We start from the raw sequence: 17146 nt of genomic DNA on the forward strand, positions 1-17146 counted from the left end.
CGCGCCGCGAGGTGCGGCCGACCGGGTCTTCGCCCCCTGCATCGTATCCGTCCGTTTCGGCGGACGGCCATTCGGCCGACCGTGGCGGACTTCTTGTGGTTCGCCGGTCCCGGAGGGCTCGGCGGGGGCCCGGAGTCCCGGATTCTTGTTGTTTGGCCGGAGATCTCTTTAAGGACGGGAGTGTTAATAACCACTGTGGAATCTGTGGATAACTGCCTCTCGGCCAGGCGCCGGGCGGCAACGCCCTGTTGAGTTCCTGTGATTCGCGGTCCACCGGAAGGGCCTCTCCCGGTGGACAAGATCCGCGCGGTTCCGCGGGTTCCACAGCCCGACCGGCAGTTGTGCCGAGGTTCTCCACCGGAGCCCGGCGGTATTCCACAATTTTATCCACAGGTGTGGGTTCTGTCCTGTGCACAGGTGCTCCACAAGGGGCCGTGTCCTGTGCAGAAGAGGGTCGGCCACCCCGGAACGGCGCGGTGGCGGCCTGTGGACGAATCACAAGAAAACGGGCCCGCCGGTGTCCCGGCGAGCCCGTCGGTGACGGGTGGGCGGTGCTCAGCCCTCGCGCTGCTGCTGCTTGATGCGGTTCGTCAGCTCGGTGACCTGGTTGAAGATCTGCCGGCGCTCGGCCATCAGGGTGCGGATCTTCCGGTCGGCGTGCATCACCGTGGTGTGGTCGCGGCCGCCCAGCTCCTGGCCGATCTTCGGCAGGGACATGTCGGTGAGCTCGCGCAGCAGGTACATGGCGATCTGCCGCGCCGTGACCAGGGTGCGGGTGCGGGACTTGCTCTTGAGCTCCTCGAGGGTGATGTCGAAGTAGACCGCCGTCTGCGCCAGGATCGAGGCCGCGGTGATCTCCTGCGCGCCGTCGTCGGTGATGAGGTCCTTGAGCACCAGCTCGGCCAGGGGCAGGTCCACGGCCTGCTTGTTCAGCGAGGCGAAGGCGGTGACGCGGATCAGGGCGCCCTCGAGCTCACGGATGTTGGTGGAGATGTGCGAGGCGATGTACTCCAGCACGTCGTCGGGGGCGTCCATGCCCTCGCTGGTGGCCTTCTTGCGCAGGATCGCGATGCGGGTCTCCAGCTCCGGAGGCTGCACGTCGGTGATCAGACCCCACTCGAACCGGGAGCGCATGCGCTCGGCGAAGCCGGTGAGCTGCTTGGGCGGCATGTCCGAGGTGATCACGATCTGCTTCTCGTGGTTGTGCAGCGCGTTGAAGGTGTGGAAGAACTCCTCCTGCGTGTGCTCCTTGCCCGCCAGGAACTGGATGTCGTCGATCAGCAGCATGTCCACGTTGCGGTAGATCTCCTTGAAGGAGGAGCCCTCGTCGTCGCGGATCGAGTTGATGAAGTCGTTGGTGAACTCCTCCGAGTTCACGTAGCGCACGCGCACCTGCGGGTACAGCCGCTTGGCGTAGTGACCGATGGCGTGCAGCAGGTGCGTCTTGCCCAGGCCGGACTCCCCGTAGATGAACAGCGGGTTGTACGCCTTGGCAGGGGTCTCGGCCACCGCGAACGCCGCGGCGTGGGCGAACCGGTTGGACTGCCCGATCACGAAGGAGTCGAAGACGTACTTCGGGTTCAGCCGCGCGGAGCTGTCCCACTCCCCCACCACGGCGGGGGCGGTGCCGGTGTCCTGCACGGGGCGGCGGGGCGGGGCGGCCTGCGGGTCCCGCGGCGGAGGCAGGGTGCGATTGCCGGCGGCCGGTGCGACCGGCTCCGGGCGCACCGCGGCGAGGTCCAGCATGCGCTGGTCGATCCCCATGGCGTGTGCGGTGTCACCGGCATCGGTCCGGGTGGGCCCGTCGGTGCGGTTGCGCTCGGCCTCGAGCTCACCGATCGGGGGCAGCGCTGCCGTCTGCGGTCCCGGCTCCGGGGCGGGAGCGGCCTCGAGGTCGGCGTCGACGACGAACGCCACGAGCGTCTCCGGACTGAAGGCGCGTCCCACGGAGGAGCGCAGGACCGAGGCCATCTGGTTCTGGAAGAACTCCCGGGTCAGCTCGTTGGGGACCGCGACGAGCAGCGTGGTGCCGATGAGCCCCTGCGGCTGGGCCAGGGAGATGAACCCCCGGTAGCGGCCCGTGGTCATGGGGTCCTCGTACATGTACTGCACGCATTCGGCCCACTGCGCGCTGAGCGCCTGATTGTCCTGCGTGCCCACGCGTACTCCTGCTGTCGTCGGGATGTCATCGAGATGTCGTCGGGATGACGAGGCGGTTGACGGGTCGTCCCGGCCCTGCTGCGGCGGCCTTTTCCACAGAGTTGTTCACAACGGTGGAAAAGCTGTTCGGGGGCCGGCCGCGAGTGCCAGCCTAGAACATGCTTCGAAACTGTTCATAGCTGATCTGCTGGGGTCCCGGGAACTACAGAGGTGTAGTTCAGCCCCTGATCCGCGCCGTTCCGCGGCCGGGAGCGCACGGGTTTTCCACAGGATGTGAGCAAGATCCGTGCACAGCTGTGGGTAGGATGTGCACTGCACAGCACCGGCCGGTTTCCGGAGGCCGCGCCGGGCGTGTCCGTCCCCTCCGGTGCACGCTCGGGGGCGCTCGGAGGAGCCTGCGCCCCGGTGCGTCGTCGTCCGCGGATTTGACCGTCCCCGGCCTGTTGTCTAGGGTGAGGTAGTCTCTTGTGTCCCCTGTCATGCCCTTCCGCATGCTCGGACGCATCCACCAGCACTGCTGCGCCCGCCCCTTCGCCGTACCGACCCGGTGCGCCGAGGACCACGCGGCGCACACCCCGACGCCTTTGGAGTAACCAGTGAGCAAGCGGACTTTTCAGCCGAATAACCGCCGTCGCGCCAAGAAGCACGGCTTCCGCGCCCGGATGCGCACCCGTGCCGGCCGCGCCATCCTCGCCGCCCGCCGCAGCAAGGGCCGCACCGAACTCTCGGCCTGAGCCGGCCCATGTCGGCACCGGCGTTCCGGACGACCACCCCTTCTCGGGTGGCGGCATCCGTGCCGGGACCGCCGGAGCACCGGGCCCGACAGGAGCCGGACCGTGCTGCCTGAGCAGCACCGGATCCGGACCTCGGCCCAGTTCTCGGCCACCACGCGTTCCGGCGCCCGCAACGGGCGCCGGAACGTCGTCGTATATGTGCGCCCCACCGCCGAGGACCGCCCGGCGCGCTTCGGGTTCGTCGTCTCGAAGGCGGTGGGCAACGCCGTCCGGCGCAACAAGGTGAAGCGGCGCCTGCGGGAACTCGCCCAGACCACGGTCAGGCAGGTCCCGTACGGTTATGACGTGGTCGTCCGCGCGCTCCCGCCCGCCTCCGCCGCGGACTGGGCGGAGCTGGCCGCCGACTACGCCAAGGCCTGGCGGACGGCGTCCGCGCGCGCGGGCGTCCCCCGCGCCGCGACCGGGACGCCCCCGGCAGAAGACCACCGATCCGGACGGGAGGAGCCAGCGTCATGAGCGAGCACGCCCATGGGCACGAGGACCTCCTCGCCGCGGCTCCCCACGAGTACGTCCGCCCGGCGTCGGCGTGGCAGGCTCTCTGGTTCCTGCCGCAGAACGCGCTCATCGCGGGCCTGAAGCTCTACCGGACCATCGTCTCCCCCCTGTACGGGGACGTCTGCCGGTACTTCCCCTCCTGCTCGGCCTACGCCCTCGAGTCCGTCACGGTGCACGGCGCCGTGCGCGGTCTCGGCCTCAGCGTCCGCCGGCTCCTGCGCTGCCACCCCTGGGCGGCCGGTGGGATCGACAGGGTCCCGGACGGCGGTCGGAGCTTTCCCGACTTCGCGTCCCTGCCCAAGATCGTCCTGCTGAACCACCCCACCCTTGCCGAGCGCCACCAGCACCACCCCGCCGGAGGCACCGGCTCCGCGGCCCAAGGAGAGCCTTCCCCATGAATCTGTTCGAACTGATCCTCTTCCCCTTCAGGTGGGTCGTCTCCGCCGTGCTGTGGGTCTTCCACGAGCTGCTGACGGCCGTCGGGATGGATCCCGCCGCGGGCATCACCTGGGTGCTGTGCATCGTGGGCCTCACCCTGGTCATGCGCACGCTGACCATCCCGCTGTTCCTCAAGCAGATCAAGTCCATGCGCGGCATGCAGGAGCTGCAGCCCGAGATGGCCAAGCTGCAGGCCAAGTACAAGGGCAAGAAGGACCAGCTCTCCCGCCAGGCCATGGCCCAGGAGCAGATGGAGCTCTACAAGAGCCACGGCTCCAACCCGTTCTCGGCCTGCCTGCCGATCCTGGTGCAGATGCCGATCTTCTTCGGTCTGTTCCAGGTCCTCAACGGAGTGCCCAAGTCGGCGGCGGCCGGGGAGGGCGTGCACGTGCTCAACGCCGCCACCGTGCAGTCCTTCAACGAGGCCACGTTCTTCGGCGCCCCGCTCTTCTCCACCCTGCTCAACCCGGGCGACGGCAACCACGTGGCCACCATCATCCTGGCCGTCGTGATGATCATCGCGATGTCCGCCTCGCAGTTCTTCACCCAGAAGCAGCTGACGGCCAAGAACATGAGCGAGACCGCCAAGGCCTCCCCCATGTACCGCCAGCAGCAGATGATGCTCTACCTGTTCCCGCTCGTCTTCGCGATCGGCGGCATCAACTTCCCCATCGGCGTCCTCATCTACTGGACCGTCTCCAACGTGTGGTCCATGGGCCAGCAGTGGTGGGTCATCCGCAACAACCCGACCCCCGGTTCCCAGGCCGAGCAGGAGCTCAACGAGCGCCGCGCCGCCAAGGGCCTGCCCCCGTTCGGCAAGACCCGCGAGGAGCACGAGGCGGAGGTCGAGGAACAGCGTGCCCGCGCCGCCGCCGGGCAGCGCCAGCAGCCCGTCGGCAAGAAGCGGCAGCGGCAGCAGACGAAGAAGAAACAGGCGCGATGACCGCTGCGGGTCACCCCGCGACTTCCTCCCCGCACGGGGCCGGGATGCCCGGCCCCGTGCTTCCACGGCCCCAGGAGACGACATGAGCGACATCCGGCAGACCACCCAGGACGCCGACGAGGCGCAGCCGACCCCCCACCCCGTCGAGGGCGACGCGCCGGCGGACGCCGCCGAGCGGACCGGTCAGGACCAGGACCCGGGAACGGATCCCACGCTCGATCACCTCGAGGAGGAGGGCGAGGTCGCGGCCGACTACCTCGAGGAGCTGCTGGACACGGCGGACCTCGACGGGGACATCGACATCGAGGTCCGCGACGGCCGCACCTACCTGTCCGTCGTCGCGGAGGGTGACGACGACGAGAGCCTGTCCGTGCTCGTCGGCGAGGACGCAGAGGTCCTGGAGGCGCTGCAGGAGCTCGTGCGGCTCTCCGTCCTGTCCGCGACCGGACGCCGCTCCCGGCTCGTCCTCGACATCGGGGGCTACCGGCGGCGCCGGTCGTCCGCGCTGCAGGAGATGGCCCTCGCCGCCGTGCGGGAGGCGCAGGAGACCGGGGAGCGGGTGCACCTCGAGCCCCTGTCCGCCTACGAGCGCAAGATCGTGCACGACGTGGTCGCGGAGCAGGGTCTGCTCAGCGAGTCCGAGGGCGAGGGGGCGGGACGGCACATCGTCGTCTCCGCCGAGCAGGCCTGATGGCCGGCGACCCCCGCCCCTCCCCCACGGCGCAGGAGCCCCCGCTGCCGGACCCCCAGGAGCGTCTGGCCGCCGAGCGGCTGTTCGGGGACCGGCTGGCCCTCGCGGAACGCTACGTCGCACACCTGGCGTCCTCGGGAATCGTGCGCGGGCTCATCGGTCCTCGCGAGGTGCCGCGGCTCTGGAGCCGCCACGTGCTCAACTGCGCCGTGGTGGAGGAGCTCCTCCCGCCGGACGCGCGCGTGGCCGACGTCGGCTCCGGGGCGGGTCTGCCGGGGCTGTGCCTGGCACTGGCCCGGCCCGATCTGCGGCTCACGCTGATCGAGCCGCTGGAGCGCCGGGTGCAGTGGCTCGACGAGGTCGTGGCCGACCTGGGGCTGACCAACGTCCGGGTGCTGCGCGCTCGTGCCGAGCAGGCGAAGGACGAGGTGGGCGAGGTCGACGTCGTCACGGCCCGCGCGGTCTCCGCCCTCGTGGGCCTGCTCGACATCACGCTCCCGCTGCTGCGCGGCACGGGCGAGCTCCTTGCGCTCAAGGGCCGCTCCGCCGCGCAGGAGATCGAGAAGGCGCAGAAGAAGCTGGCCCGCCACGGCGCCCGCTCCACCGAGGTCCTCACCGTGGGCGACGCCCTGCTCGCCGAGCCGACCACGGTGGTCCGTGTGCGACTCTGAGCGGTCCCGCCGTCGGCGACGTGCGGCGACGGTAGGCTGGGGGGCGTGTGCCGCGGGCGTGGCGCCGTGGCCGTTCCCCGGGATGGTCCTCGCTCCCCCGCCCCGCGGCCGGACCCGGACGCCCTCCCGCGGGGAGGCTGTGCCCGGACGGAACCACATCCAGACGAACCGGGAAGGTGCGCAGTCAGATGCCGATCGACGACGGCGAGGAAAGCCCGGTGGGTTTCGGCGAGGAGTTCCCGCCGGACCCGGCAGATCAATCTGTAAAGGTTGTTCCTGACCGAGGCACCCGTGTTTCACGTGAAACAGACGGACAGCTGTCCAAGATGACGACGATGGCGGACGACACGCCGCTGGGGAGGACGCTCGTGGAAGAGACCAGGCGACGCGCCAGGCTGAAGAAGGTCCAGCTGGAGAAGCCCGCCGCGACGCGGGTCTTCACCATCAGCAACCAGAAGGGCGGCGTCGGCAAGACGAGCACCTCGGTCAACCTCGCCGTCGCCCTGGCGCGGCAGGGCCAGAACGTCCTGGTGATCGACAACGACCCACAGGGCAACGCCTCGACCGCGCTCGGTGTGGAGCACAGCTCCGAGGTGGACAGCACCTACGACGTCCTGATCGACGAGATGCCGATCGCCGACGTGGTTAAGACCTCCGTCGAGGCCGAGAACCTGTGGGTGGTGCCCGCGACCATCGACCTCGCCGGCGCGGAGATCGAGCTGGTCTCCATGGTGGCGCGGGAGCACCGGCTGCGGCGGGCCCTGGAGGCCTACGCACGGCAGCGCGAGGCGGACGGCCTGGAGCGGCTGGACTACGTCTTCATCGACTGCCCGCCCAGCCTGGGCCTGCTGACCCTCAACGCGTTCGTCGCGGCCACCGAGGTGCTCATTCCCATCCAGTGCGAGTACTACGCACTGGAGGGACTGAGCCAGCTGCTGAAGAACATCGAGATGATCCAGAAGCACCTGAACCCGGAGCTCTCGGTGTCGACCATCCTGCTCACGATGTACGACGGCCGGACCAACCTGGCGTCCCAGGTGGCCGAGGAGGTCCGGACCCACTTCCCCGCCGAGGTCCTGGAGACCATGATCCCCCGCTCGGTGCGGATCTCCGAGGCGCCGAGCTACCAGCAGAGCGTCATCAGCTACGACCCCAGCTCGACCGGTGCCCTGTCCTATCTCGAGGCCGCCGCCGAGATCGCGCAGCGCGCCGCGCGCTGATCGCTGCCCCTCCCCCGAGCGCCCGCCTCCACCGGAGGCGGGCGCTTCGCTGTGTGCCCACCAGGACAACGGGTGACCCCGGTGTCGAGACGCTCAGATGTTTCACGTGTAACGCAGCCGTTGGGCGTGCAATGCGCCCGGCCGAGAGGACGCCGTGGACTCGGCACGCGATCCGCATCTCACCCACCGGCCGGACGCCCTCCGCACGAGACTCGAAGTCGGCGCCGGCTGCCCCGCACCGACGCTTCACGGTGCTGACCCGGCCCCGACCGGTCGCCCTCGGGGCGACATGGCCTGTGGAACGGGTGCGCGTGGCCGCGTCCGTGGCTTCCACGGTGGAGGCGGCCTATCGGGAGCGTGAGCGGGTCCCCTATCGAGGGCGCGCCGCCCGTGACGTCAGCAGTGTCCCGGCGTGCTCGAGCCCGTGGCCATTGCAGCTGATGCGGAGTGCTGGGTCGGTGGTACGCGCGGCGGACGGGTACCACCGGGCCCGTTGCTTACACGGTGAAAGCACGCGACGCCGTCATTGACGATCAGGTCGACGTGAAGCCCGGAAGACAGTCTCCCGCGGCGCGACGCCCGGATGCCGGACCCGGCCCACCGTTCGGATCGACCGTGAGCGCATCGGCTGGCGGGCGGAGACGCGGCACGGAGCACGGTGAGCGGTGCAGGTGCGCAGGACAGTCCGCTCCGCCGTGGCCGGCGGCCCGGTCCCCCAGGGGGGCCGTCCGCACCTCTCCGGTGGTGCCACGAGGAGCGTGGCGCACGGCGGACGGTGCTCGCCCGGAGGACAGGTCGCTCCCACTGTGGTCGGCGGTCTACTCCCGGGCGCACGATCCGCACATCTGCGGTGGGGCCTCGAGGGGTGTGAAGCACGGCGGAGGGTGCACGTCCTGAGGAGCGATTACTGCCTCCGTGGTCGGCAGTCTGCTCTCCGGCGCACGGCCCGCGCATGTCCGATGGTGCGTCCAGGGGTGTGGAGCGACGGGATGACGGCGCCCCCTCCGCTAGAATTGACCGGATTGCCGCGCGAGGAAAGGAACACCGTGAGCGAACGACGACGTGGTCTGGGTCGGGGACTGGGGGCGCTCATTCCGAGCGCTCCGGCCGCAGCGGCACCGACGGAAGCCCCGGTCGAGCCGGTGTCGCCGGCCGGGGAGCAATCGCTCACTCCCCCGGTCCGCGACGCCGACCCCGCGGACGTTTCACGTGAAACAACAGCCTCCTCCATCCCGCCCGATTCCGGGGGCAACGGGTCAGCAGGGCACAGCCCGGGAACCGGCAGGGCCCCGGACAAGCGCTCGACCGGTTCGGCGACCTCGGCGGCGACCCGTTCCGCGGCCACCACCGAACCAGCATCCGCGAAGACCGCGGAGCCGATGCCGAGTGCGGCCGAGCGGGATGCTGCCCAGAACACCGCCGACCGTGGCCCCGTCGACGCCGACTCCTCCCAGAGCGCCGGGTCGCCGGGGTCCGCGTCCCGCGCGGACGACGCGGCGTCGAGCCGAGCCGACGACACCCCCGCGCCGACCGCTCGCGCCGGCGCCGGGCCGCGCGGCCGGTCCGTGAGCCCGGCGGCGCGCCAGAAAGCCATGAAGGCCCGGATGGACATGGGCGAGGCGCTGCGCAACACGACCCTGGTCAGCCGTCCGTCCGACATGTTCTTCCTGCCCTCGGGCGCGCCGACCGGACCCTCGGACCCCGGGGCGCCCAGTGGTCGACCTGCGGGTGAGACCGTCACGGGTGGAGCGGCGGACACAGCGGACGGCGCCGCGGACACGCGCGGCGATGGATCCCGGACCCATGCCGATGAGCCGGCGTCCCCGGCGGACGACGTTTCACGTGAAACATCTCCGCACCGCGGGCAGCGCCCTCCCGCACCCAACGCACAGGCGTCCTCGCCGAGCGATGGTGTCGACCCGGAATTTGATGGCGGCGTGGACGCCGACAGCCATGTTTCACGTGAAACGGAGGCTTTGGCCGAAGGACTGACGGCGGTCCCCGGAGCCAGGTTCGCGGAGATCGCTGTCGGCGCGATCCATCCGAACCGGAAGCAGCCGCGCCAGGTCTTCGACGAGGAGGAGCTCGCGGAACTGGCGTACTCCATCGGCGAGCTCGGCGTGCTGCAGCCGATCGTGGTGCGTCCCAGCCGGGAGGACGGCGAGACCTCGTACGAGCTGGTGATGGGGGAGCGACGCTGGCGGGCGACCCGGCGCGCCGGCCTCAGCACGATCCCGGCGATCGTCCGGGAGACCTCCGACGACGACCTGCTCCGTGACGCGCTGCTGGAGAACCTGCACCGCAGCCAGCTGAACCCCCTGGAGGAGGCCGCTGCGTACCAGCAGCTCATGGAGGAGTTCGGCACGACGCAGGAGGAGCTCTCGCGCCGCATCGGGCGGTCCCGCCCTCAGATCAGCAACACGATCCGCCTGCTCCGGCTGCCTCCGCTCGTCCAGCGCCGGGTCGCGGCCGGTGTGCTCTCGTCAGGGCACGCCCGCGCGCTCCTGTCCCTGGCCGACCCCGCGGAGATGGAGCGGCTTGCGCAGCGCATCGTCGCCGAAGGGCTCTCCGTCCGGGCCACCGAGGAGGCCGTGGCGCTGACCGAGGGGACCGAACGGAAGACCCCGCGCGCCGCGGCGCCGGCCGGCCGGCACAAGGAACGACTGGACTACATCGCGGAAGCCTTCGCCGATCGACTGGACACCAGCGTCAAGATCGCGCTCGGGGCACGGAAGGGCAAGATGACCATCGAGTTCGCCTCTGTCGAGGACCTGAACCGGATCATCGAGGTCCTGGATCCGGGGATCGAGCGTTCCTGAGGAAGCCGCGCCCGACGGGTGCGCGCACGACGAAGCCCCGGTGTTTCACGTGAAACACCGGGGCTCCGTGCTGTGGAGGGCTGACCTCAGCGGCCGTTGAACTCCGCCACGTCGTCCAGACGCATGGTCCCCGTGGGCACGTCGTCCTCCGCGAGCAGGAACATACGCTGCAGACCGAACACGACGGCTTCCGCGAGATGGCTGCGGTGCTCGGGATCCGCGAGGGCGGCGCGGTCCGTGGCGCTGGAGAGATAGCCGAGGTCCAGCCAGACGGTGGGGGCGTCGTGGGTGCGCAGCAGCTCCCACTGCCGGGCGTGGCTGCCGAGATCGAGGGCGCCGGTGCGGGCCACCATCTCCTTGAGCACGAGCCCGGCGGCCCGCTCGCCGATGGGGGAGTAGACCTCCGAGTGGTCCTGCTCGCCCCAGTAGTACGACGCGAGACCCGCCGCGGCGGGGGAGGCGTTCCAGTCGCAGTGCAGGGACACGACCACGGAGTCGGGACGGCCCCCGGTGGCGTCGTGCACCGAGGGCACGCACCGGACCTGCTCACCGCGGCGGTCCCTGAGCGTGGGTTCCGGGGCCACGATCGCCGGGTCGGCGCCGATCTCCTGCAGCAGGCCGAAGGCCAGGACGGCGACGTCGGTGGTGACCTCGTCCGCGCGCTCGGCGAAATCCGGGGCGGCCGAGGCCGGTGGCTGCTGGCCGGCGGCGCGCGACGGCACGAGGACCACGGACCGCCCCCGGAGCGCCGAGGTGGCGCGCTCCAGGCGGTGGTAGTCCCGCAGGGAGAAGGCCTTCGAGGAGGTGATGTTCTTGTTGATCCGGGCGAGGGCGGCGATGGTCTCGAGATCCACCACTCCGGTGACGGCCACGCCGAGGCTCTGCTGCAGCTCCAGCACGGCATGGTGCGTGCTGCGTGTGAAGACGCCGTTGAGGTGCCCGTAGTAGAAACCCAACCTGGACAGGTTGTGCTGCAGTCTGGTGACGTCGTCGCCGCGCATCGGGCGGTCCTCGTCCAGAGAGAGGGAGCGGTCGCCCAGTGCGTACTGGGCCTCGTTGAGGCAGCGGTCCGTCTCGGGGCCGACCAGGCCGTCGACGATCAGGCCGCGCTCCTGCTGGAAGGCCCGCACGGCGGCGTCGACGTGGTCGTCGAAGTAGGAGGGGTTGTTCACGTCCTGCGGCGCGAGGTAGGCCACGGTGACGCCGGCCCGGAGCAGACGCTCCCGGAGGCCCACCACGCGCCGGTTCGTCATGGTCCGGCGCAGCATCGGTTCGGTGTCGTCGAGTTTCACAGGTGTCCCACGGGTCGTCGGGTCGTCGTCAGTGCCAGTACAACGGCTCATCCGTCCCCTCCCGCTCGGGGGAGAGGACGGATGAGCGCGATGCGGCCAGGATGTCGGTACGACCGATCAGGCGCCGGGGGTCAGGTAGTCGGCGAACTCCTTCTCGAGGGCGCTCTTCGGCTTGGCCCCGATGGCCTTCCTGACGACCTCGCCGCCCGAGAACAGGTAGATCGCGGGGATCGAGGTGATGCCGTACTGGGAGGCCACTGCGGGGTTCTCGTCCACGTTCAGCTTGACGACCTCGATGGCCTCGGCGTGCTCGGCGGCGATCGCGTCCAGGACGGGGCCGACCATGCGGCAGGGGCCGCACCACTCGGCCCAGAAGTCGACGATGACGGGCTTGTCCGACTCGAGGACCTCGGTCCGGAAGTCGGCGTCGGTGACGTTCTTGGCGGCGCTCATGTTTCTCCTTGTCCGGGCGCCGGCACGCTCGTGGCGTGCTCGGCGCGCTCTGTGCAACTGGTGCGAGGGCGGAACTGGTTCGATTATGGTCCATGCCGGGCGGGGCGGTGCGAGCCGTCCCAGCCGGCCGCGGGGCCGGGGACGCTCAGCTGTGCAGCACCGAGCGGTCGTGCAGGGCGGCGAGGTAGTGCTCGGCGTCGACCGCGGCCACGCACCCGGAGCCGGCGGCGGTGATGGCCTGGCGGTACGTCGCGTCCACGACGTCGCCGGCGGCGAAGACTCCGGCGAGGCTCGTGGTGGAGCTGCGTCCGTCCACCTGGATCGTGCCGTCGACGGTGAGCTCGAGCTGGTCGGCGACCAGCGCGGTGCGCGGGTCGGAGCCGATCGCGACGAACAGCCCCGTCACGGGCAGCTCCGAGGTCTCCCGGGACTCGGTGTCCCGCACGGTGACGGATCGGACCTTCTCCTCCCCGTTGATGGCCACGACCTCGGCGTTCCACAGCACCTCGATCTTCGGGTCCTCGAAGGCCCGCTGCTGCATGATCTCGGAGGCGCGGAAGCTGTCCCGCCGGTGGATGATGGTCACCTTCGAGGCGAAGCGGGAGAGGAAGGTGGCCTCCTCGAGGGCGGAGTCCCCGCCGCCGACGACCGCGATCTGCTGCTCCTTGAAGAAGAAGCCGTCGCAGGTGGCGCACCAGCTCACGCCGTGGCCGGAGAGCCGCTTCTCGTCCGGCAGGCCGAGCTCCCGGTATGCGGAGCCGGTCGCGATGATCACGGCGTGCGCCCGGTGCACCGAGCCGTCCTCGAGGGTCACGGTCTTGACCTCGCCCTCGAGCTCCAGGGCGACGACGTCCTCGTAGCGGATGTCGGCGCCGAAGCGCTCGGCCTGCTGCTGCATGTTGGACATCAGTTCCGGACCCTGGATGCCGTCGATGAACCCGGGGTAGTTCTCGACCTCGGTGGTGTTCATCAGCTCGCCGCCGGCGGTCACGGAGCCCGCGAACACGACGGGGTGGAGGTTGGCGCGCGCGGCGTAGATCGCGGCGGTGTACCCGGCGGGGCCGGAGCCGACGACGATCACCTCGTGGACGACCTCGTCCTCGGGGGCGGACGTCGGCTCGCCGCCGCGCGGGGTGAGATCCAGGGCGTTGATCACGGGACCGAAGTCGGGGCTCACTGTTCTGCTGACCTTCCGTACAGGGAGCGGCCGGACGGGTCCGGCCGCGGGGACCACTGGCACAACGGGGGGCGCCCGGCGGATATTCCGGTGGCGCGCGGCCCCGGCCGCGGCCGCCGGGGGCGCGCGCCCGTTCAGTCCAGCTGGATCTCGCCGACCCGCAGGCCGTAGTTGAACCCGGCGATGGGGTTGGTCAGCTGCGGCAGCTGGGTCCAGTTGACGATCACGTACTGGTGGCTCTCCTCCCGGGCCCCGGCGGCCAGCGGGACGGTGATCTCCGGGCCGGTGAAGGAGCCGGAGCCCACCTGCTGGGCGCCGTCCAGGGTCGGGGCGTCGTTGACGTAGACGTCGAACATGCCGCCGGACCCGGCGGACTGGCTGAGCCGCAGGGTCTCCACCGGTGCGGCCTCCTGGAGCTGGACGGCCAGACCCACGCTGGGCGCCTGGTTGCTGAAGTTCTGGTCGGAGAACCCGTAGCTGATCCAGTAGGTGGAGGGGTTCCCGTCCACGGCCTGACCCAGCTGGGCGTCCTGGTCGGCCATGAAGTTCGCGTTGCCGGGCACGACCCGGGTCACGGCCGTGGGCTGCGGGTCCGCCTCCGGGGCCTCCGGCTCGGCCTCCGCGCTCGGCCGGGACTGCTCCGCCCCCTCGTCCTCCCCGGCGGGGGCGCTGGCGGCCGGATCGGGGGCGTTCGCCCCGCCGAAGAGCCCGCCCAGGCGGTCGAAGCTGAACACCACGGCCCCGATCAGCAGGGCCAGCAGCACCACCACCAGCAGGAGGAGGCCCTTGCCGCCCCTCTGGGTGCGCGCAGCGGTGTCCTTGCCGCGCGGCGGCGGCCCGACGGCCGTCTCCGGCTCGCGGTGGGGGGCCTCCCGGTGCTCGTCGTAGTAGCTGTCGTAGCGGTTGTCGCCGTCGTAGCCGGGATCGATGTCGGTGCCGGCGGTGCGGCCGGCCACGGCGGCGGTGCCGCTCGCGGCCGCCCGGTCGAAGAGCGTGGAGCGGGTCGAGGTGGCGCTGACCCGCACCGGCCGGCCGAGGCGGGTGCGCACCGAGGGCGCGGGCGCGGCGTCGTCGTAGGAGTCGTCGTCCCTCCACCGGGTGACCTTGGGCCCCGGGGCCGCGGTGCCGAGGTCGTCCGAGGGCTCGGTGGCGACCACCGGCGTCGGGCTCGTGGGGTCCGGCTCGTCGTAGACGTACGAGGCGCTGCCGGTGCCGCGCGGTGCGCCGAAGATGTCGTCGCTGAGCGACTCGTCCTCGATCTCGTCGGGCTCCACGAGCAGGGAGTCCAGCATGTCCGCGGCTGGGGTGTGCGAGGTCACGAGGTAGGTCTGGGCCTCCGCCTGCCCCAGGTCGAGGATCTGGAACGGGGCGCCGATGCTGCCGTTGGCCATCGAGCGGGCGTTCTCCACGAGCAGGGAGGTGTGCCGCTCCGCGGGCAGCAGGATCGAGACGCGGCGGCCCAGGATCTGGTCATGGCCCTCGAGCACGTGGTCGCCCTCGGCGGTGGCCAGCACGTCGGTGACCACCTTGTAGCGGCCGCCGAGGACGGAACCGAGCTTCATCGGTGCGGGCACGTTGGCTCCCTGGGGGTCGGGAATTCGCGGAGGGGCCGGAATTCGCGGGCGGGGGTGGCCGGTGGGGCAGAAGGGGTGTTCCTGACCCACGTCACCGACCACTCAGCACTTTACCGGTCCCGGCGGCCCGCGGCGGAGAGCCGTGTCACACGGTCAGCGGGCGAGCCGGGCCAGGACCGGGCGCACGAGGCTGTCGAGCTCCCGGACGCGGCAGAGCCTGAGGGCGCCCAGATAGGCGATCCCCATGACGGTCCCGCCCACGGCGACGGTCGCGATCGCGGTCAGCTGGTTGGTCCAGGGGAAGCCGTCCGGGTCGTAGCCGCCGAGCAGGAACAGGGCCACGGCGCCCACCACCCCGGCGAGCAGGGAGGCCACGAGGATCCGGGCGTGGGAGTCCATGATCCGGGCGAGGTCGTAGTCCCCGATCCGGCGGACCAGGACCAGGTGGTAGATGAGCGTGCTCAGGATGTTCTGGGCCGCGTAGCACCCGGCGACCGCGAAGATGACGAGGTGCGGCGGGGCCAGGGACGCGATCAGCAGTGCGCAGGCGACGGTGAAGAGGGCCACGCCCACCTGCACCAGGAACGGGGTGCGGGCGTCCTCCTGCGCGTAGAAGGCCCGGCCGAGCATGAAGGAGGTGGACATGAAGGGCGCGCCGATCGCGATCACCGTGACCACCTGGCCGATCACGGCTCCGGCGGAGGGCACGCCGCCGCTGAAGAGCATGCCGAGGGGTCCCGCGAAGACGACGAGGGCGACGGTGGCGAAGACCGTGGCCACGCCCGTGATCCGCAGGCTCGAGGACAGGGACGCGACCATGCCGGCCCGGTCCCCGTCCGTGGAGGCGGCGGCCATCCGGTTGAACAGCACCGTGGCGATGGACAGCCCGATCACCCCGTGCGGCAGGGAGTACAGCATCGAGGCCTGGTTGAGCGCCGCGACGCCCGCGATCTGCTGCGGCGGGTCCATGGCGAGGTACTCCGGGCGGTAGCCGGTGGGGATCGCGGCGACCTTGGTCAGGGCCAGGAACGCCAGGTTGGCGATGATCCCCGTGGCCAGCGTCCAGCCGGCCAGTCGCGCGGCGGTGGAGAGCCCGATGCCGCGCCAGCCGAAGCGGGGGCGCAGCCGCAGTCCCAGCCGGCCCAGCGGCCAGAAGAGCACGAGGGCCTGGGTGGCGACGCCCACGGTGGCCATGGCCGCCAACCAGAACGTCTTGGCCGGCGTCCAGTCGTCCAGGGAGTGCTCCGCCTCGGCGAACGCCCCGAACTGCTGGATGAACACGAGCAGCGCCGCGATGGCCACCACGTTGTTGACCACCGGCGCCCACATGTACCAGCCGAAGGCGCCGCGGGCGTTGAGCACCTGCCCCACCACGGTGTAGAGGCCGTAGAAGAAGATCTGCGGGAACGTGAACAGCGCGAAGGTCAGGCCGAGCGAGAGCTGCGCCTCGGTCCAGTCGGTGCCCATGGTCCGCACGATGGGTCCCGCCAGGGCCACCACGACCGCCGTGACCCCCAGCAGCGCGAGCACGGCCAGGGTGAGCAGGCGGGAGATGTAGTCGGCCCCGCCGTCGTCGGCGGTCCTGGATGCCTTGATGATCTGGGGCACCAGGACGGCGTTGAAGATGCCGCCGGCCACGAGGACGTAGATCAGGTTCGGCAGCGTGTTCGCCAGCTCGAAGACGTCGGAGACGGTGGTGACCGAGCCGATGGCCACCGTGATGAGCACGGTCTTGACGAACCCCAGGGCGCGGGAGACGAGCGTGCCGGAGGCCATGATGGCGCTGGAGGCCGCACCCGAGCGCCGGGCCGGGGCGGGGGGTGCGTCCTGGCGCTCGCCGGGGGAGCGCACGGTCTCAGAGCTGGTGGATGATGTATTCACGGGCGATGTCGGCGATGCGCCGCTCGTTGGGGAAGGAGAGCTTCCGGCCGAGGTCGTCGATGTCCACCCACGCGACGTCCACGGCCTCGTGGTCGGGGTCGTTGTCCGTGGTGAGGTGCCCGCCGGTGGCGCGGAGCAGGAAGTGGTGCACCGTCTTGTGCACGCGGTGCCCGGAGACCGTGAACCAGTAGTCGATGCTGCCCAGCGGGCTCAGCACCTCCCCGGCGATGCCGGTCTCCTCCTCGATCTCGCGGATCGCGGCTTCCTCGTTCGTCTCCTCGCCCTCGGGGTGGCCCTTGGGCAGGCACCACTCGAGGCGTCCGCCCCGGTTGATCCGGGCGATGATGGCCACCGGGTGGGAGGGCGTGGCGAGGTCGACGACGATCCCCCCGGCGGAGACTTCCTCGACCGTGGGCAGCGCGGCGGCCGGCGCGGTGGGCCGCTTCTTCGGTGCGCTGGGGACGGGGAAAGCCATGTCTCCTACCTTGCCACAATCCTCCCGGCTCCCGCCCGAGCACCGGAGGGCCCGCGCAGGGGC

Annotated in this window: 15 protein-coding genes; 8 read left to right on the forward strand and 7 right to left on the reverse strand. The window is 70.9% G+C overall.

Going from position 1 to position 17146, the window contains the following annotated elements; genetic code table 11:
• Positions 1-555: 555 nt before the first annotated feature.
• Complete coding sequence (gene dnaA / locus AYX06_RS10765) at positions 556-2103, reverse strand: chromosomal replication initiator protein DnaA (RefSeq protein WP_062737010.1); 1548 nt, start codon at positions 2101-2103, stop codon at positions 556-558.
• A 653-nt stretch (positions 2104-2756) separates the two neighbouring features.
• Here dnaA and rpmH point away from each other — a divergent pair.
• From rpmH to AYX06_RS10800, 8 genes are all read left to right on the forward strand, one after another.
• Complete coding sequence (gene rpmH, locus AYX06_RS19305; RefSeq protein WP_019181680.1) at positions 2757-2894, forward strand: 50S ribosomal protein L34; 138 nt, start codon at positions 2757-2759, stop codon at positions 2892-2894.
• Between the two features lie 102 nt (positions 2895-2996).
• Positions 2997-3410 (forward strand): ribonuclease P protein component, encoded by a 414-nt coding sequence (rnpA, locus tag AYX06_RS10770; protein ID WP_062735767.1) that lies wholly within the window; start codon positions 2997-2999, stop codon positions 3408-3410.
• Positions 3407-3847, forward strand: coding sequence for a membrane protein insertion efficiency factor YidD (yidD, locus tag AYX06_RS10775; protein WP_062735768.1), 441 nt, complete (start codon positions 3407-3409; stop codon positions 3845-3847). Before rnpA ends, yidD begins: the two co-directional genes overlap by 4 nt.
• A complete protein-coding gene (yidC, locus tag AYX06_RS10780; RefSeq protein ID WP_062735769.1) occupies positions 3844-4830 on the forward strand; it encodes a membrane protein insertase YidC in 987 nt (328 codons plus the stop codon). Before yidD ends, yidC begins: the two co-directional genes overlap by 4 nt.
• Before the next feature lie 82 nt (positions 4831-4912).
• Positions 4913-5521, forward strand: a complete 609-nt coding sequence (locus tag AYX06_RS10785) for a Jag family protein (RefSeq protein ID WP_062735770.1) — start codon at positions 4913-4915, stop codon at positions 5519-5521.
• Complete coding sequence (gene rsmG / locus AYX06_RS10790) at positions 5521-6192, forward strand: 16S rRNA (guanine(527)-N(7))-methyltransferase RsmG (RefSeq protein ID WP_084271575.1); 672 nt, start codon at positions 5521-5523, stop codon at positions 6190-6192. The genes AYX06_RS10785 and rsmG overlap by 1 nt, the downstream gene beginning before the upstream one ends.
• Positions 6193-6527: 335 nt before the next feature.
• Positions 6528-7412, forward strand: a complete 885-nt coding sequence (locus AYX06_RS10795) for a ParA family protein (protein ID WP_084271576.1) — start codon at positions 6528-6530, stop codon at positions 7410-7412.
• A 1658-nt stretch (positions 7413-9070) separates the two neighbouring features.
• Positions 9071-10231 carry a ParB/RepB/Spo0J family partition protein gene (locus AYX06_RS10800; protein WP_371860065.1) on the forward strand — a complete coding sequence of 387 codons (1161 nt, stop codon included), beginning with the start codon at positions 9071-9073 and terminating at the stop codon, positions 10229-10231.
• An 86-nt stretch (positions 10232-10317) separates the two neighbouring features.
• Here the strand turns inward: AYX06_RS10800 and AYX06_RS10805 are convergent, their stop codons facing one another.
• From AYX06_RS10805 to AYX06_RS10830, 6 genes are all read right to left on the reverse strand, one after another.
• Positions 10318-11523, reverse strand: a complete 1206-nt coding sequence (locus AYX06_RS10805; protein ID WP_147017558.1) for an N-acetylmuramoyl-L-alanine amidase — start codon at positions 11521-11523, stop codon at positions 10318-10320.
• Positions 11524-11640: 117 nt separating this feature from the next.
• The gene (gene trxA, locus AYX06_RS10810) at positions 11641-11976 is read right to left on the reverse strand and encodes a thioredoxin (RefSeq protein ID WP_062735773.1); all 336 of its coding nucleotides are present in this window, start codon (positions 11974-11976) and stop codon (positions 11641-11643) included.
• Between the two features lie 145 nt (positions 11977-12121).
• On the reverse strand, positions 12122-13153 hold the full coding sequence (trxB, locus tag AYX06_RS10815) for a thioredoxin-disulfide reductase (RefSeq protein ID WP_084271577.1): 1032 nt from the start codon (positions 13151-13153) through the stop codon (positions 12122-12124).
• Positions 13154-13287: 134 nt separating this feature from the next.
• Positions 13288-14727 carry a hypothetical protein gene (locus AYX06_RS10820; RefSeq protein ID WP_147017556.1) on the reverse strand — a complete coding sequence of 480 codons (1440 nt, stop codon included), beginning with the start codon at positions 14725-14727 and terminating at the stop codon, positions 13288-13290.
• Positions 14728-14880: 153 nt separating this feature from the next.
• Positions 14881-16503, reverse strand: a complete 1623-nt coding sequence (murJ, locus tag AYX06_RS10825; RefSeq protein ID WP_062737014.1) for a murein biosynthesis integral membrane protein MurJ — start codon at positions 16501-16503, stop codon at positions 14881-14883.
• Between the two features lie 79 nt (positions 16504-16582).
• The gene (locus AYX06_RS10830) at positions 16583-17083 is read right to left on the reverse strand and encodes an NUDIX domain-containing protein (RefSeq protein WP_062735775.1); all 501 of its coding nucleotides are present in this window, start codon (positions 17081-17083) and stop codon (positions 16583-16585) included.
• Positions 17084-17146 lie beyond the last annotated feature (63 nt).

Origin of the sequence: Kocuria turfanensis (assembly GCF_001580365.1) — a bacterium.
Classification (GTDB): Bacteria; Actinomycetota; Actinomycetes; order Actinomycetales; family Micrococcaceae; genus Kocuria; species Kocuria turfanensis.

Bases quoted from the DNA above. Each gene is read 5' to 3' on its own strand.
- dnaA (WP_062737010.1), bottom strand. From the start codon at position 2,103: ATGTACGAGGACCCCATGACCACGGGCCGCTACCGGGGGTTCATCTCC.
- yidD (WP_062735768.1), top strand. From the start codon at position 3,407: ATGAGCGAGCACGCCCATGGGCACGAGGACCTCCTCGCCGCGGCTCCC.
- yidC (WP_062735769.1), top strand. From the start codon at position 3,844: ATGAATCTGTTCGAACTGATCCTCTTCCCCTTCAGGTGGGTCGTCTCC.
- AYX06_RS10785 (WP_062735770.1), top strand. From the start codon at position 4,913: ATGAGCGACATCCGGCAGACCACCCAGGACGCCGACGAGGCGCAGCCG.
- rsmG (WP_084271575.1), top strand. From the start codon at position 5,521: ATGGCCGGCGACCCCCGCCCCTCCCCCACGGCGCAGGAGCCCCCGCTG.
- AYX06_RS10795 (WP_084271576.1), top strand. From the start codon at position 6,528: ATGGCGGACGACACGCCGCTGGGGAGGACGCTCGTGGAAGAGACCAGG.
- AYX06_RS10800 (WP_371860065.1), top strand. From the start codon at position 9,071: ATGTTCTTCCTGCCCTCGGGCGCGCCGACCGGACCCTCGGACCCCGGG.
- trxA (WP_062735773.1), bottom strand. From the start codon at position 11,976: ATGAGCGCCGCCAAGAACGTCACCGACGCCGACTTCCGGACCGAGGTC.
- murJ (WP_062737014.1), bottom strand. From the start codon at position 16,503: ATGGCCTCCGGCACGCTCGTCTCCCGCGCCCTGGGGTTCGTCAAGACC.
- AYX06_RS10830 (WP_062735775.1), bottom strand. From the start codon at position 17,083: ATGGCTTTCCCCGTCCCCAGCGCACCGAAGAAGCGGCCCACCGCGCCG.